Origin of the sequence: Acinetobacter nosocomialis NIPH 2119 (assembly GCF_000368085.1) — a bacterium.
GTDB lineage: Bacteria > Pseudomonadota > Gammaproteobacteria > Pseudomonadales > Moraxellaceae > Acinetobacter > Acinetobacter nosocomialis.
Genome location: NZ_KB849239.1, coordinates 610525 through 624073, shown reverse-complemented (window position 1 = coordinate 624073; position 13549 = coordinate 610525). Strand labels below are relative to the sequence as shown.

Below are 13549 nucleotides of genomic sequence, written 5' to 3'. Positions count from 1 at the left end.
GTAATAAGATTGACATGGAGTAAGTATGGATTTACTAAATACGGTTAAAAGTCGCTACACCACAAAAGCGTATGATCCTGAGAAAAAAATTCCTCAAGAAAAATTCAATAAATTATTAGAAATTTTACGCTTCACACCTTCTTCAGTGAATATTCAACCTTGGCATTTCTTGGTGGCTGACAATCTTGCTGCTAAAGAACGCATTGCTAAAGCCTTAACAGGGCGATATGCCTATAATGCTCCTAAAGTTCTTGAGTCATCACATACGCTTGTATTTTGTACAAGAACAGATATTTCACCCGAATATTTAAATCAATTACTTGAGCAAGATGATTTAAGCGGTCGATTTAAAGATGAAAAAGCAAAACTTGGTCAAAAAGATACACGTCATGGCTACGTTGAGTTTTATCGCAATGAACAAAAAAATTTATTTGGCTGGATGGAAAACCAAACTTTTATTGCTTTAGGACAACTACTTTTTGCAGCTGGTCTTGAAGGCATAGATGCAACCCCAATGGGGGGCTTCGACGAAGATGTTTTAAATGAAGAATTTGGCTTAAAAGAAAAAGGCTTACGTAGCTCTGTCATTGTCTCACTTGGCTATAGAAGTGAAAATGATTTCAATGCGAAGTTGCCAAAATCTCGTCTGCCAGATGAAGTTATTTTTACACATTTATAAGATTAGTAGAGTTCAAAAGAACAGTCTTTTGAACTCCTATTTCATAGCTAAGGCTAAACAAACCAATCCACTTATTCCCAAAATCGTTCCTAAAATCGTTGGGAGTTTTAATTTTTCTTTATATAAAACTACACCACAAACTATCCCAAGTAATACCACTAGAATATTCATACTTGCAAAGACAATCGCTGGTGAATCTTTAAGTAAAATATGTGCTTTAACATACAAGGCAATATTTGAAAAATTAAGTACACCTAGTATTAATCCAGCCAAAGTATTTTTAAAATTCCATGCTGACTTTTTTTGGAATAATAAATAAACTATTGATAATACAAAGGCTGTAATAAAAATCAGATTCAAAGTTAACGTAAATTGTAGCCCCAAACTACTCGTGTATTTTAACAAGACATCTACAGCAGCATAACCAAACCAGACACTCATTAACGCAAGAATTGCCTTTTTCGATTGATGGCCTGAAGTGCCATTTATCTGTCCAAATACGATTAAAATAACAGCAAAAATTCCTAAACCAATACCTAATAATTTAAGAGAATTAAACCGTTCTTGAAAAAAGAAATAAGCTGCTAATAAAGAGAGTACCACTGACAATCGTTGAGCAATTTCTGTTTTGACGATACCGGCATGCTCTAAGGATTTCGCAAGACATAAAAAAATACTCGGTAAAATGATGCCTAAAGCAACGATTAGCCACCAAGGCATGTGTTGTATAGAAATATGCTGAATATCTGGCTTAAACCACCAATAACATAACAAGCTAGCACTTGCATAATTCCATGCAATCATTTGCATGGGTTGATAGCCCTTTTTCTTTAAATTTTTTAGTAATACAGACACCAGAACACTGCACAGCGCCGCAGCAAATATTAATATCATTTGCGAAGAACCTATTAAACTGAATTTTCAAGAAAGCGAGATGCACTACAAATAACTGAATATACTTTTTATATTTTTAAAGCCATAAAAAAACCAGCCATCACTGACTGGTTTTTCTAAGCTAATCAATTAACGATTATTTTCGTCGTCTTGACCATCTTCAAATTTAGAATCGTTGTCGAAACCGCCTTGATGACCACCGAAGCCGCCTTGACCACCGAAGCCGCCTTGACCACCGAAGCCACCTTGACCACCGAAGCCGCCTTGACCGCCGAAGCCGCCTTGACTACCGAAGCCACCTTGACCACCGAAGCCACCTTGACCACCGAAGCCAGCGCCTTGAGCACCACCAAAGCCAGCGCCTTGACCACCGAAGCCACCTTGACTACCACCCTGAGCTGGGAAACCTGCACCTTGTGCACCTGCTGGACGTGGGTTACGAGCTGGAACAACTGTAGAAATTGCGTGTTTGTAAACCATTTGACTTACAGTATTTTTTAATAAAACAACATATTGGTCAAAAGATTCAATATGACCTTGTAATTTAATACCGTTAACAAGGAAAATAGAAACTGGGATACGTTCTTTACGGAGAGAATTTAAGAACGGATCTTGTAAAGTTTGACCTTTAGACATTTTTAACTCCAAAAAAAAATTTTTAAATCAGCGCAAAAAAACTATCTTTATTTTTCAACTAAAAATTATAAAAAGACAGTGTGCAAATTTTGCTTTATCCATAAGAGTTTCGCAAGTCTTCTTTCGCCTGCTTTATCGTCAAGTAAGTTTTAAAATCGTGTATTTCTTGCAAAGAACGTAACCACGTATATTGACGTTTGGCAAGTTGTCGTGTTGCAAATAAGGCTTTATCCTCCATTTCTTGCTTTTTTTTGAGACTCATATCACTTTTTAATAGAAATTCTAGAGCTTGTCGATAACCAACAGAACGCATAGAGGGTAAATTTTCATCTAAATCGTATTTTTCAATTAGAGATTCAACTTCACTCAAAAAACCGATATCCCACATTTTGCTTAATCTTTGCTCAATGCGTTGATGTAATTCTAACCGATCTGGAAGCAAAGCATAGTTATGAAATATGTATCGATATGGTACGTTTTTTGGTTGTTCTGCCTGCAATTTGGTAATTGGTTGACCTGTAATACGATAAACTTCTAACGCGCGAATAATTCTTTGTTTATCAGAAACCTTGAATTTCACACCAGCTGCCGGATCTACTGCCACCAGTTCATCATAAACAGCTTGCCACCCTTCATTCGCTGCTTTTTCTTCAATTGCTGCACGAACATTTGTATCTGCGCTTGGCAAGTTACTTGATAATCCTTCTAGGAGCGCCTTGAAATACAGCATGGTTCCTCCAACCAAGATAGGAGTTTTGCCGCGTGAATGCATCTCGTCAATTAAAACACAAGCATCTTCAACAAACTGGGCAGCCGAATAGACCTCAAGTGGAGTAATAATATCTATTAAATGATGTGGATATAGCTCCTGCTCTTCACGTGTTGGTTTAGCCGTGCCAATATCCATGTCTTTATATATAAGAGCCGAATCAACCGAAATTAACTCAAAATCTCCACGCTCATAAAGTTCACATGCCAAAGCGGTTTTTCCGCTTGCAGTTGGTCCCATTAAATTGATGACGGGCAATTGATTTGACATGTAAAACTACTCTCCTCGAGCAAATAATTTATCTAGTTGAGATAATGGAAATGCACGCCACGTTGGACGACCATGGTTACATTGACTGGCAAATTCGGTTTGTTCCATTTGGCGAAGTAAAGCGTTCATTTCTGAGAGGCTAAGTTGTCGATGTGCTCGCACTGCCCCATGGCATGCCATACCAGCTAACAGTTCATCACGCTTTTGCAATAATCCTTGAGCTTCATCATTTGGATCTAAATCATTAAGAAGTTCAGGAATAAGGTTTTCAAAATCTGCTTTTTGCAAAATAGCCGGCACGCCACGCACAATGACTTGCTCATCGCCATATAAATCAATTTCTAGCCCCAAACGCTCAAGCTGAGGCTTTAAGTCTTCGACCCGTACCGCTTGCATACGACTAATTGAAATAACTTTAGGTATAAGTAACTGTTGAGATGTCCAAAACTCAGGTTTATCCCAAGCATTTTTCATTTGTTGCAGCAAAATACGTTCATGCGCTGCATGCATATCAACAATAATCAAACCTTCAGTATTTTGCGCCAGAATATAAATTCCATGAAGCTGAGCAATTGCGATACCTAATGGAAATTCATCTACCTTAGCAACTGGTTCAACATTTTCATCAACTGAAAAATTGGTAGCAGGTTGATCACGTAATGGCGCCAAATAAGTCTTTAATGCATTATTTAACTGCGCAGAACCATTATATTTTGGAGTTTGTTCTGCATAGTGAACAGCTTGGGGACGACTATTATTAAAATCAGTTAAAAGCTCAGTCGAAGGTTGAGAACTATTCGGCTTGTCTACTGCCGTATCAGCGGCTTGCGCTGTACGGTGCAATATAAATTGTTCTTGGTATTTAGGCTGAGGTTGTACCGAAAGATTTTGTGTATCTTCCACTTTCATGGCTTGTGCTAAATCAGCACTAGCTGTCTGAAATTGTGCTAGCGTTTCTTTAGCATAATGTCTTACAAACTCATGTACTTCTCGTTGATTTAGAAAACGAATCTCATGTTTCGTCGGATGAACGTTAACATCAATATTTTCAGGGTCGACTTCTAAGAAAAGCAAATAAGATGAATGCTGATGACCATGTAAAATACCGTCGTATGCCATTCTTAAAGCATGTGAAATAGTTTTATCTTTCACAATTCGGCCATTTACATACACATATTGTAAGTCTGCTTGAGCACGTGCATCAGAAGGATGCCCTAGCCAACCTGACAAACGCATGTTAATACTTTCGGCGTCGATCCAGTAAGCATTTTGCACAAACTGTTGACCCAATAATTGCTGTACACGCTGAAATCTTAATTCACCGCTATCTGCTATTGGTAAATTAATTCGAATATTGTCATTGTGCTCAAGTACAAAACGTATATCAAAATGTGTTAAAGCCAAACGACGTACAATTTCTTCAATATGCCCAAATTCAGTGGTTGGCTTTTTTAAAAATTTACGACGAGCAGGTACATTAAAAAATAAGTCCTGAACTCGAATATGGGTGCCCTTTTGTGCAGCAACAGCTTGGACTTGTTGATGATCAAAGGCTGTACCATTCACCTCGACCTGATGACCAATTCCGCTTTCATCTTGGCTACTGGTTAAAGTCAATCGTGAAACCGCAGCAATAGAAGCAAGTGCTTCACCACGGAAACCTAAGCTAACAATCGCGTGTAAATCTTCTGCTGTTTTAATTTTACTGGTTGCATGGCGCATCACTGCTAATGGTAAATCATCAGGATGAATTCCATGTCCATTGTCAATAATTTCGATTAATGTTGAGCCGCCTTGTGCAATCCGCACAATTAACTCAGTTGCACCTGCATCAATTGAGTTTTCTAATAATTCTTTTACGACCGATGAGGGACGTTCAATCACCTCACCAGCAGCAATCTGGTTGGCTAACGCGGCGTCTAATGTATGAATACGACGTTGTGTTAGCTTTTCATCAGTCATGAAGCTGTTCCTGCAAAGTCTGGTACAAATGCTCTATTGGTAAAGTTAAAGTGACGAAACGATTGAGTTCATCATCTGATTTTTGAATATCAATAACGATATCAGCCTCAGGGATTTCGTCTCCACCTTTTGATGGCCACTCAAATAAAAATAGTGCATCCTGAATATCTAAATAATCACGGATTCCCATTAATTCAAGTTCATAAGGATCATTAAGACGATATAAGTCAAAATGAAAAATTTCTTTATTATTGATTTTATATGGTTCAACCAACGTATATGTCGGACTTTTAACCGAACCTTTATGCCCTAGAGCTTGCAAAAAATAACGGGTTAATGTCGTTTTACCGGCGCCCAAATCTCCAATCAGATAAATCACGCCAGCTTGAACATGCTGCGCCAATGCTTGAGCTAAACGCTGGGTATCTTCTTCATGATTTAAGACCATTTTCAATGAATACGACATAACACACATAACATGATTCAAAATAATCGATATGATACCATTGCCCTGCTTTAAAGCCTACTTAAGTGCTTAAAGTTGGCTTTTTTTACATCACATTTATTAAATATTGACACACTTTTATGTCTAGCCCGATTGAATTTTTCCCACCTATGATTGATGGCGTAAGCGCAAGCCAAGTCTATCTTCCTCCACAAACGACAGCACAAACCATCTATCAATTTCTTTGCGAAAATTTTCCTCATATAAAAGCAACAGAGTGGCAGCAGCGTTTTCAAGATGGGCTTATTTATGCGGTAAATGGTGAAAAATTAACATTAGACAGCCCTTATATAGCAAACACGCATATTTTTTATTACCGATTCCTTGCTAACGAAGTACATGTTCCCTTTGAGCATCAGATTTTATTTGAAAATGATGACTTGCTTGTTGTCGATAAACCCCATTTTTTAACGATTAGCCCAACAGGGCAATATGTCCAAGAAACGTTATTGGTGCGTTTAAAAAAACAAACGGGCAATGAGTTTTTAACACCAATCCACAGACTAGACCGTGAAACTGCCGGTGTCGTTTTATTTTGCAAACGACCACAATCACGTGGAATTTACCAACAGTTATTTGCAGATCGCGAAGTTCATAAAATTTACCATGCAATCGCTGCCTATAAAGCTGAATTAAAATTCCCTCAGATATTAAAATTGTATTTAGATAAAGGCACGCCCTTTTATACAATGCAGGTGATTGCACATACAAAAACCAATACCGAAACTAAAATTGAGCTGCTTCAGCATAATCAATCTTGGGCTAAATATTATTTAACGCCAACCACCGGCAAACAACATCAACTCCGTGTTCATTTAAATCATTTAGGTATACCGATTAAAAATGATCCGTTTTATCCAGTAGTTCAACACAAAGCCGATGATGATTTTTCTCAGCCCTTACAGCTTTTAGCTAAGCAAATTTCTTTTATAGACCCGCTAACAAAACAGGAAATGGTTTTCAATTCACACTTTGAATTGACACTGTAATCTCATCGTAATGACAAAAAGATTATTTTTTATGCTGAAAGACATTGAAATTACATTCCGATGGTTTAAAATAAATCCCTAAAAATTAAAAATCATTTGGTTTTGTTATTCATGCGAAAAACAGAAGTTTATCAGGTTCGACTTGACTCCCAAGAGAAAAAACAAGCTTTTGCTGTTTTTAAACAATTGGGAATTACCCCTGCCCAAGCGGTACGACTGTTCTTTAAACAAGTCGTCTTAACTAAATCTATTCCTTTTGCTATCGAAAATCAGAACATTAATATGGAACAATTATTAAAACTGAGAAAAGCAAAAGCAACTTCATTAAATCAGAACCCTTCAAATTTAAATGAAGATGATGACCATGAAGATTTATTTGAAGAGCTAAATGCACTATTAGGTGAAAGTGACAAAACTTAACGGTGTTGCATTTTTAAACAACTTTTAACGTCTATTGGCGTCTTTTTTAGTTATGCTCTCTTTGTAAAAATATAAACATAAATACAAGGAGCGCCTAATGATTGTAAGACGAGCGACCTATGAAGATCTAAGTCAACTTGCTGTTCTATTTGATGAATACCGTCAATTTTATGGTGCATCTTCTAATCTTGATGAATCACATCATTTTTTAAAACAACGTTTTGAGAATAAAGAAAGTGTGTTTTTCATCCATATTAAGGATGAAAAAATCACAGGTTTCATTTTGCTTTATTTAGGTTTTTCTTCAGTTGCTTGCTCTACTTACTATATCTTAGATGATGTCTATGTTACTCCTATGTTCCGACGTCAGGGTTCAGCAAAACAGCTCATTGATACAGCTATTTTATTTGCAAAACAAGAAAATGCTTTACGTATTAGTTTAGAGACTCAAACGAATAATCATGAATCTCACCGCCTCTATGAAAAAATGGGATTTATTCGAGACAGTGAATTTCAGACATTCCATTGCTTTCTTAAATAATATTTTGAGCGAGTTGCTTTTCCTGCTCCGACAAATATACCCAATTCCCTTCCTCAATCTCAGGTAAGACCAATTGACCGATTTGATGTCGATGTAATTTTTCGACTTTATTGCCAACAGCTGCAATCATTCTTTTTACTTGATGATAAACGCCTTGATGAATGGTCATTGTTAATTGATGAGACCCTAGCAGTGCTACATCTGTCGCAGCAAACACACCTTTTTCTTGGTGTAAATTAACACCCTGAGTAAGCATTTCAATTTGCTCAGCTGTGACTGAATCAATAGTCGTAACATGATAAACCTTTGGGACATGTTTACGAGGATGAGTTAAAGCTTGTAAATATTTACCATCATCAGTGAGTAACAGTAAGCCCGTTGTATCTTGATCTAAGCGGCCAATTGCTTGCACACTCCGTTGAATCATGATTTCAGGCAATAAACTAAAAACACTTTGATGATGCTGAGGATTGTGTGAGCATTCAAAACCTTGCGGCTTTTTTAAAGCGAGGTAAACTCTTTCCCGATATTGATAAGTTTCCCCAAACAAAGAAAATTCTAAATTTTCAGGAGAAAACTGTTTTTTGAGATCAGTGACAATCTCTCCCTCAATACTTACAGAACCATTTTTTATTAACTGCTGGCAATATTTACGTGAACCAAACCCTTGTGATTGCAAAATTTTTTCCAGCAGCATAAAGCTTTCTCTTTAGAACTAAACCATTATTTTAACTCAGTTTCAGAGCTTTATTACGTTTTTGCTTTATCAACTTTGTTCTTAACTTCCATCATCTTCAAATTATTCTTCAATGACTCGATAAATTTTTTCGTTTTGCTCACTTTCAAATAATAATTCTGTTGTAGGTAAAATGATCTCATTATCTACAATAATATGTTCGATACGCTGACTTAACTTTAAAGGCTCATTTTCATGTTCAACTAAATTTTTCTTCAATTGTGCTTTGGCATCATAAATTTTGTCGAACTGATCTTTAATCTTGATATCTATAATATCCATATGGCTGACCCTGTAGTTATAAGTATTGATTATTTTTTATATCATAATCTCTCAAATGAATGGTCTTTTAAGTTGTTAATTTATATAACATTGTGACCAAGCGTAACTAAAAATAAAACTCCTTATCATTGAGTCATATACATTAATTTTTTTCTTGAAAACGCTTCCTTTACACTATTCCACGTTTAAAAAGCCCTCACATTTTGGCTCTTAATTATTATACAATTCAAATTATTTGCTTTTCTTGCCGCTTCTCATGCTCGCCCAATTTGATGTTAATTTAGTTGTCTTATTAGTTCTACTTATCTGCGGTTTACTAAGTCAAAATGCAGCTGTAACGATTGCCGCAGGCATCTTAATTGTCATTAAAATCACACCATTAAATCAATTTTTTCCTTATATTCAAGCTCATGGTCTTAACCTAGGAATTCTCATTTTAACCATTGGCGTACTGACTCCAATTGCCAGTGGTAAGCTTAGCGGAGAGAGTATTTTAAAATCCTTTATAAGTTTTAAATCTTTGCTGGCTATTGCTATTGGTCTACTTGTGGCTTGGCTAGGTGGACGTGGTGTGAAACTTATGTCAAGCCAACCTGATGTTGTGGCAGGCTTACTTATTGGTACAGTTGCGGGCGTTGCTTTACTCCGAGGCGTCCCTGTTGGTCCCCTGATTGCTGCAGGCTTGCTGTCCTTATTCATTGGTAAATAAAATTATAGATATTAAAAAGGTGCTTAATCGCACCTTTTTAACACTTAAGCTCAATTAATTTTTTATCCAGAATAATAGGCATTACGTTTTAAAGAGAACTTTTCTAACTGCTTTAAAAATCCTTCAAAATAGCTCTTCTCTTTTTCTTCAGTTCGGTAGCCTGCATATAATGTACGTCTTAAACCCGTTGCAGAAACACAGTCTAAACGGCGGCTAGTTACCCAACCCTTTTGTTCATATTCATTCACTACCCAGTCTGGTAAAGCAGCAATGCCTCGACCGCTCGCTACAAGTTGAATCAACATTTGCGTTAAATCTGTAGTTCGAATCTGTTTTGGTTGAATATTTGCCGGTATAAATAGTTTCGACATAATATCTAAACGGTGCTTATCTACCGGATAAGTAATGAGAACCTCTTCAGCTAAGTCTTGAACTGTAATATGTTCAGCACGAACCAATCGATGAGTATTTGATAAAACCAAACGCGACTCATATTCAAAAATTGGAAAATACTCGATTCCTTTTAATGCGATCGGATCGGCTGTAATAAGTAAATCAAACTCACCATTTTGTAAAAGCTCATGTGGATTTGCTTCAAAGCCCGAAGCAAAGTCTAAGTCTACGTCTGGATACTGCTGTCGATATTGATTTAATAAAGGCATTAACCAGTCAAAACAGCTATGACATTCTGAGGAAAAAATAATTCTGCCTGTTTGCCCATGAACAATTCGCGTAATGTCGCTTTGTGTGATCTGAATTTGTGGTAATACATCATCAGCCAATTTGAGTAAACGCTGTCCAACATTTGAAAAACTAACAGGTCTACTTCGACGATTCACCACTTCTACACCATACCAATGATCTAATTCTTTTAATTGGTGAGAAATAGCAGACGGTGTTAAACACAGATCATTAGCAGCCGCAACAAGTGAACCATGTTCACGTAAGGCAACCAAAGTTTTAAGATGACGAATTTCTAACATGGGCAAAAGCCTGAACAAATAGATTTATCTATACATTTTTCAACTTATCTGTTAATTGACAGCAATTAGATTCAGTTTAGATAAATCACTATTAATGAACAGTATTCATCTTATCACAATATTAATTAATTTGTCTCAACTTGAACTTTACTTAATTCTTTTTATAAGAAATGAATTTTCATAAATATAAAGATAAATATTTTTATTAAATAGAAATTAGTGAACCTTTTATATAGACAAAGAAAAAGGCCTTATGGCCCTTTTCATTTCATCATTGTGCTTTTGCCTTAGGAAATGCCTGCTCAAAATCGATGAGCTTAAAGCTTTTTACCAAGTCATCTTGCCCATACGTTACTTCATAAGAGGTTTCTTTCCCACTAAAATATGCTTCAGTTGGTGTTCCAAATACTTCCCATAACCCAAATGAGGCAACATCTGCTATGCCATGGCCAAATGCACGGCTTACTTTAGCCCATTTTGGATAACCTTGCTGGAAAGTATAAATTTCGACTCTTGTACCATCACGATATTCGGAAAGTACAGGTGCTCCAAACTCGGCAATAACATAATTGCGAGAACTACCCGGATTTAAAACATTTAAATTTTTTTTACTTGGTTGATTACCCGCCATAAAGACTGAGCAACCAGACATAGATAACATAACCAAGCCCATAAGGCAGGCAATACTTAATTTTCTCACGATTTAGATTCTCTATTTCTTAAATATTTATACAACTTATTGTAATGCCTAAAGTATTACGTGCTTATCATATATAATTTAATAAAAACTTTCGATAAATTATTCAATATAAAGATAAAATGTTATTAGTTTAAATATGCAAACTTCCTCTCGAGATTCTAGTTTTTTATTATTTTGATCTCTTTTTTCCCTTATACTTTCTTTTTTGAGTTTCCTTTTATTAATTTATTATGGCGTCACCCCAATCCCCTTCATCTTCTCCTCAAAACTACTCGCTCTTCTTGGCAATTTTTTCACTCGCAGTAGGCGGTTTCTGTATCGGCACTACAGAATTTGTCGCAATGGGTCTTATTCAAGAAATTGCACACAATTTAAAGATTACAGTACCTGAAGCCGGGCATTTTATTAGCGCTTATGCATTAGGTGTTGTGATTGGCGCCCCGATTATTGCTATTTTGGGCGCTAAAGTTCCTAGAAAGACTCTATTGCTTTGTCTCATGCTGTTTTATGGGATTGCTAATGCCTGTACAGCTTTAGCACATACGCCAGAAACAGTTTTAATTTCTCGTTTTATTGCGGGATTACCTCATGGTGCATATTTTGGAGTCGGTGCCCTTGTAGCTGCTGAACTCGCAGGCCCTTCACGAAGAGCTTCAGCAGTTGCACAAATGATGATGGGTTTAACAGTTGCTACTGTTATTGGCGTACCTTTAGCTACATGGTTAGGCCAACATTTTGGTTGGAGAGCAGGTTTTGAATTTTCAGCAACAATTGCATTTTTTACTTTAATTGCCGTAGCTTGCTTTGTACCGAATATTCCAGTTCAAGCTACTGCCAGCATAAAAACAGAATTAGCTGGGCTTAAAAATATAAATATGTGGTTAACCCTTGCAGTCGGCGCAATTGGCTTTGGGGGTATGTTCTCGGTATATAGCTATGTCTCACCAATTCTCACTGAATACACTAAAGTTAATATCCAGATTGTTCCTATTGCATTAGCGCTGTGGGGCATCGGGATGGTGATTGGTGGGTTAGCCGCGGGCTGGCTTGCAGATAAAAACCTCAATAAAACTATTGTGGGCGTACTTATTAGCTCAGCAATTGCATTCGTAATTGCAAGCTTTCTGATGAGTAATATATATAGTGCTATTGCTTCTTTATTCCTAATCGGACTTACCGTGATGGGTTTAGGTGGAGCTTTACAAACACGCCTCATGGACGTTGCAGGCGATGCCCAAACCCTAGCAGCTTCACTTAACCACTCCGCCTTTAATATGGCCAATGCATTAGGAGCATTTTTAGGTGGTTGGGTACTGAGCCATCAGATGGGCTGGATTGCACCGATCTGGGTAGGTTTCGTACTAAGCCTTGGTGGTCTTATTATCTTGCTCATCGCATTTGCTGTAGAAAAAGCAACTCAAAAAGCCTGATTCTCATTAGGCTTTTTTAATAAAAATACTAATCTGTTAACTTTTCACCACAGTGTGGACAATAGCATTTCTTCTCTCTCACAGATTCTTTCTCTTCTAATACTTTTTCGCGCATGATTTGGATAATCAGATTATGCGCTTGTTCTTTCGGTAGTCCCACTTTTTGTCGAATACGTTCTATTTCAGCTTCATCATGCATGATGTCAATACCACGCACTTGAAGTAACTCACGAAACTCTTGTTCAAGGCGCTGATTACGCTGGTTCAGTTCATTGGCTAAACCGGAAGCTAAAATACCAGCCGGTAAAGCAGCAATCCCTACCCCTAAAATTGTAATTAAAGCTCCTAGTAGTTTTCCTAAACTGGTCACGGGTGTGACATCGCCGTATCCAACTGTGGTTAAGGTAACAACCGCCCACCACATTGCTTTAGGAATAGAGCTAAACGCTTCTGGTTGCGCTTTATTCTCAACCACATAAATACCAGAGGCAGTCATAATAATCATAATGATTAAAATAAAAATCACTGCCTGAAAAGAACCTTTTTCTCGCTTAATAACACATAGCAATATTTGCAAAGAAATAAAATAGCGAGTTAATTTTAATAGTCGAAGTAATCGTAAAATTCTAAGCATACGAAGGTCTATTCGTACAAAGAAATTTAGATACGCAGGCAAAATTGCCATGAGGTCAATCAGTGCCTCTCCGCTTTTCATCCATGCTAAACGCTGCTTCCATGCAGCTTGTGTCGGATCACGCTCTACTACACTCCAGAGGCGTAAGAGGTATTCAACACTAAAAATTGCAATTGAAATATTTTCAAAGTAGTCAAACCATATACGATAGCTGTAATACAGATCGTTTACTGTTTCTAGCAATACCGCAATGACATTCCCAATAATTAAGAAAACCAAAAAGTAGTTTATACACCTACTGACTGTTGTTTCGTAATCATGATCATGAAGGTTGTTATAGAAGAATTTACGTAATCTCTTCCAAGCTAAAATTCGCATACAGATCTGAGCCACATGATATTGAACATATA

16 protein-coding genes are annotated in these 13549 nt (G+C 36.9%); 6 read left to right on the top strand and 10 right to left on the bottom strand.

All coding sequences use genetic code 11. The features are described from left to right. The first annotated feature begins 25 nt into the window (after positions 1–25). Positions 26–679, top strand: coding sequence for an oxygen-insensitive NAD(P)H nitroreductase (nfsB, locus tag F984_RS06975; protein ID WP_004708144.1), 654 nt, complete (start codon positions 26–28; stop codon positions 677–679). A gap of 36 nt (positions 680–715) precedes the next feature. Here nfsB and F984_RS06970 read toward each other — a convergent pair whose 3' ends face one another. From F984_RS06970 to tsaE, 5 genes are all read right to left on the bottom strand, one after another. Continuing rightward, entirely contained in the window at positions 716–1573 is an 858-nt protein-coding gene (locus F984_RS06970; protein ID WP_004708142.1) for a DMT family transporter, read from the bottom strand. 129 nt (positions 1574–1702) lie between these two features. Further along, positions 1703–2209, bottom strand: a complete 507-nt coding sequence (hfq, locus tag F984_RS06965) for an RNA chaperone Hfq (protein WP_004708140.1) — start codon at positions 2207–2209, stop codon at positions 1703–1705. Between the two features lie 94 nt (positions 2210–2303). Further along, on the bottom strand, positions 2304–3248 hold the full coding sequence (gene miaA, locus F984_RS06960) for a tRNA (adenosine(37)-N6)-dimethylallyltransferase MiaA (protein WP_004708138.1): 945 nt from the start codon (positions 3246–3248) through the stop codon (positions 2304–2306). Positions 3249–3254: 6 nt separating this feature from the next. Continuing rightward, positions 3255–5210, bottom strand: a complete 1956-nt coding sequence (mutL, locus tag F984_RS06955; protein ID WP_004708136.1) for a DNA mismatch repair endonuclease MutL — start codon at positions 5208–5210, stop codon at positions 3255–3257. Beyond that, positions 5203–5676, bottom strand: coding sequence for a tRNA (adenosine(37)-N6)-threonylcarbamoyltransferase complex ATPase subunit type 1 TsaE (gene tsaE / locus F984_RS06950; RefSeq protein ID WP_031944753.1), 474 nt, complete (start codon positions 5674–5676; stop codon positions 5203–5205). Before tsaE ends, mutL begins: the two co-directional genes overlap by 8 nt. A 119-nt stretch (positions 5677–5795) precedes the next feature. On the opposite strand from tsaE, the gene F984_RS06945 reads away from it, so the two are divergent. The 3 genes from F984_RS06945 (at position 5796) to F984_RS06935 (ending at position 7665) form a co-directional block, all read left to right on the top strand. Then, on the top strand, positions 5796–6704 hold the full coding sequence (locus F984_RS06945; protein WP_004708133.1) for a pseudouridine synthase: 909 nt from the start codon (positions 5796–5798) through the stop codon (positions 6702–6704). Between the two features lie 111 nt (positions 6705–6815). Next, entirely contained in the window at positions 6816–7124 is a 309-nt protein-coding gene (locus tag F984_RS06940; RefSeq protein ID WP_002049033.1) for a type II toxin-antitoxin system RelB/DinJ family antitoxin, read from the top strand. Between the two features lie 97 nt (positions 7125–7221). After that, positions 7222–7665: a GNAT family N-acetyltransferase gene (locus F984_RS06935; RefSeq protein WP_004708131.1), complete on the top strand. Its 444-nt coding sequence runs from the start codon at positions 7222–7224 to the stop codon at positions 7663–7665. Here F984_RS06935 and F984_RS06930 read toward each other — a convergent pair. Then, positions 7658–8362 (bottom strand): pseudouridine synthase, encoded by a 705-nt coding sequence (locus F984_RS06930; RefSeq protein ID WP_004708129.1) that lies wholly within the window; start codon positions 8360–8362, stop codon positions 7658–7660. The two genes, F984_RS06935 and F984_RS06930, sit on opposite strands and share 8 nt — an antisense overlap. Positions 8363–8464: 102 nt before the next feature. Next, the gene (locus tag F984_RS06925) at positions 8465–8683 is read right to left on the bottom strand and encodes a hypothetical protein (protein ID WP_002049030.1); all 219 of its coding nucleotides are present in this window, start codon (positions 8681–8683) and stop codon (positions 8465–8467) included. Between the two features lie 256 nt (positions 8684–8939). Here F984_RS06925 and F984_RS06920 point away from each other — a divergent pair, with 256 nt between their 5' ends. Continuing rightward, positions 8940–9392, top strand: coding sequence for a DUF441 domain-containing protein (locus F984_RS06920; protein WP_002049035.1), 453 nt, complete (start codon positions 8940–8942; stop codon positions 9390–9392). A gap of 62 nt (positions 9393–9454) precedes the next feature. Here the strand turns inward: F984_RS06920 and F984_RS06915 are convergent, their stop codons facing one another. Continuing rightward, complete coding sequence (locus tag F984_RS06915; RefSeq protein WP_002048985.1) at positions 9455–10375, bottom strand: LysR family transcriptional regulator; 921 nt, start codon at positions 10373–10375, stop codon at positions 9455–9457. 271 nt (positions 10376–10646) lie between these two features. Continuing rightward, positions 10647–11075: a hypothetical protein gene (locus tag F984_RS06910; protein WP_004708124.1), complete on the bottom strand. Its 429-nt coding sequence runs from the start codon at positions 11073–11075 to the stop codon at positions 10647–10649. 230 nt (positions 11076–11305) lie between these two features. Here F984_RS06910 and F984_RS06905 point away from each other — a divergent pair, with 230 nt between their 5' ends. Further along, positions 11306–12505, top strand: a complete 1200-nt coding sequence (locus tag F984_RS06905) for an MFS transporter (protein ID WP_004708122.1) — start codon at positions 11306–11308, stop codon at positions 12503–12505. Positions 12506–12533: 28 nt separating this feature from the next. Here the strand turns inward: F984_RS06905 and F984_RS06900 are convergent, their stop codons facing one another. Continuing rightward, positions 12534–13517, bottom strand: coding sequence for an ion transporter (locus tag F984_RS06900; protein WP_004708120.1), 984 nt, complete (start codon positions 13515–13517; stop codon positions 12534–12536). Positions 13518–13549 lie beyond the last annotated feature (32 nt).

Excerpts from the sequence above, each read along its gene's own strand:
- F984_RS06970 (WP_004708142.1), bottom strand. The coding sequence starts at position 1,573 with ATGATATTAATATTTGCTGCGGCGCTGTGCAGTGTTCTGGTGTCTGTA.
- hfq (WP_004708140.1), bottom strand. The coding sequence starts at position 2,209 with ATGTCTAAAGGTCAAACTTTACAAGATCCGTTCTTAAATTCTCTCCGT.
- tsaE (WP_031944753.1), bottom strand. The coding sequence starts at position 5,676 with ATGTCGTATTCATTGAAAATGGTCTTAAATCATGAAGAAGATACCCAG.
- F984_RS06945 (WP_004708133.1), top strand. The coding sequence starts at position 5,796 with ATGTCTAGCCCGATTGAATTTTTCCCACCTATGATTGATGGCGTAAGC.
- F984_RS06940 (WP_002049033.1), top strand. The coding sequence starts at position 6,816 with ATGCGAAAAACAGAAGTTTATCAGGTTCGACTTGACTCCCAAGAGAAA.
- F984_RS06920 (WP_002049035.1), top strand. The coding sequence starts at position 8,940 with ATGCTCGCCCAATTTGATGTTAATTTAGTTGTCTTATTAGTTCTACTT.
- F984_RS06915 (WP_002048985.1), bottom strand. The coding sequence starts at position 10,375 with ATGTTAGAAATTCGTCATCTTAAAACTTTGGTTGCCTTACGTGAACAT.
- F984_RS06930 (WP_004708129.1), bottom strand. The coding sequence starts at position 8,362 with ATGCTGCTGGAAAAAATTTTGCAATCACAAGGGTTTGGTTCACGTAAA.
- mutL (WP_004708136.1), bottom strand. The coding sequence starts at position 5,210 with ATGACTGATGAAAAGCTAACACAACGTCGTATTCATACATTAGACGCC.
- F984_RS06935 (WP_004708131.1), top strand. The coding sequence starts at position 7,222 with ATGATTGTAAGACGAGCGACCTATGAAGATCTAAGTCAACTTGCTGTT.
- nfsB (WP_004708144.1), top strand. The coding sequence starts at position 26 with ATGGATTTACTAAATACGGTTAAAAGTCGCTACACCACAAAAGCGTAT.
- F984_RS06925 (WP_002049030.1), bottom strand. The coding sequence starts at position 8,683 with ATGGATATTATAGATATCAAGATTAAAGATCAGTTCGACAAAATTTAT.
- miaA (WP_004708138.1), bottom strand. The coding sequence starts at position 3,248 with ATGTCAAATCAATTGCCCGTCATCAATTTAATGGGACCAACTGCAAGC.
- F984_RS06900 (WP_004708120.1), bottom strand. The coding sequence starts at position 13,517 with ATGCGAATTTTAGCTTGGAAGAGATTACGTAAATTCTTCTATAACAAC.
- F984_RS06905 (WP_004708122.1), top strand. The coding sequence starts at position 11,306 with ATGGCGTCACCCCAATCCCCTTCATCTTCTCCTCAAAACTACTCGCTC.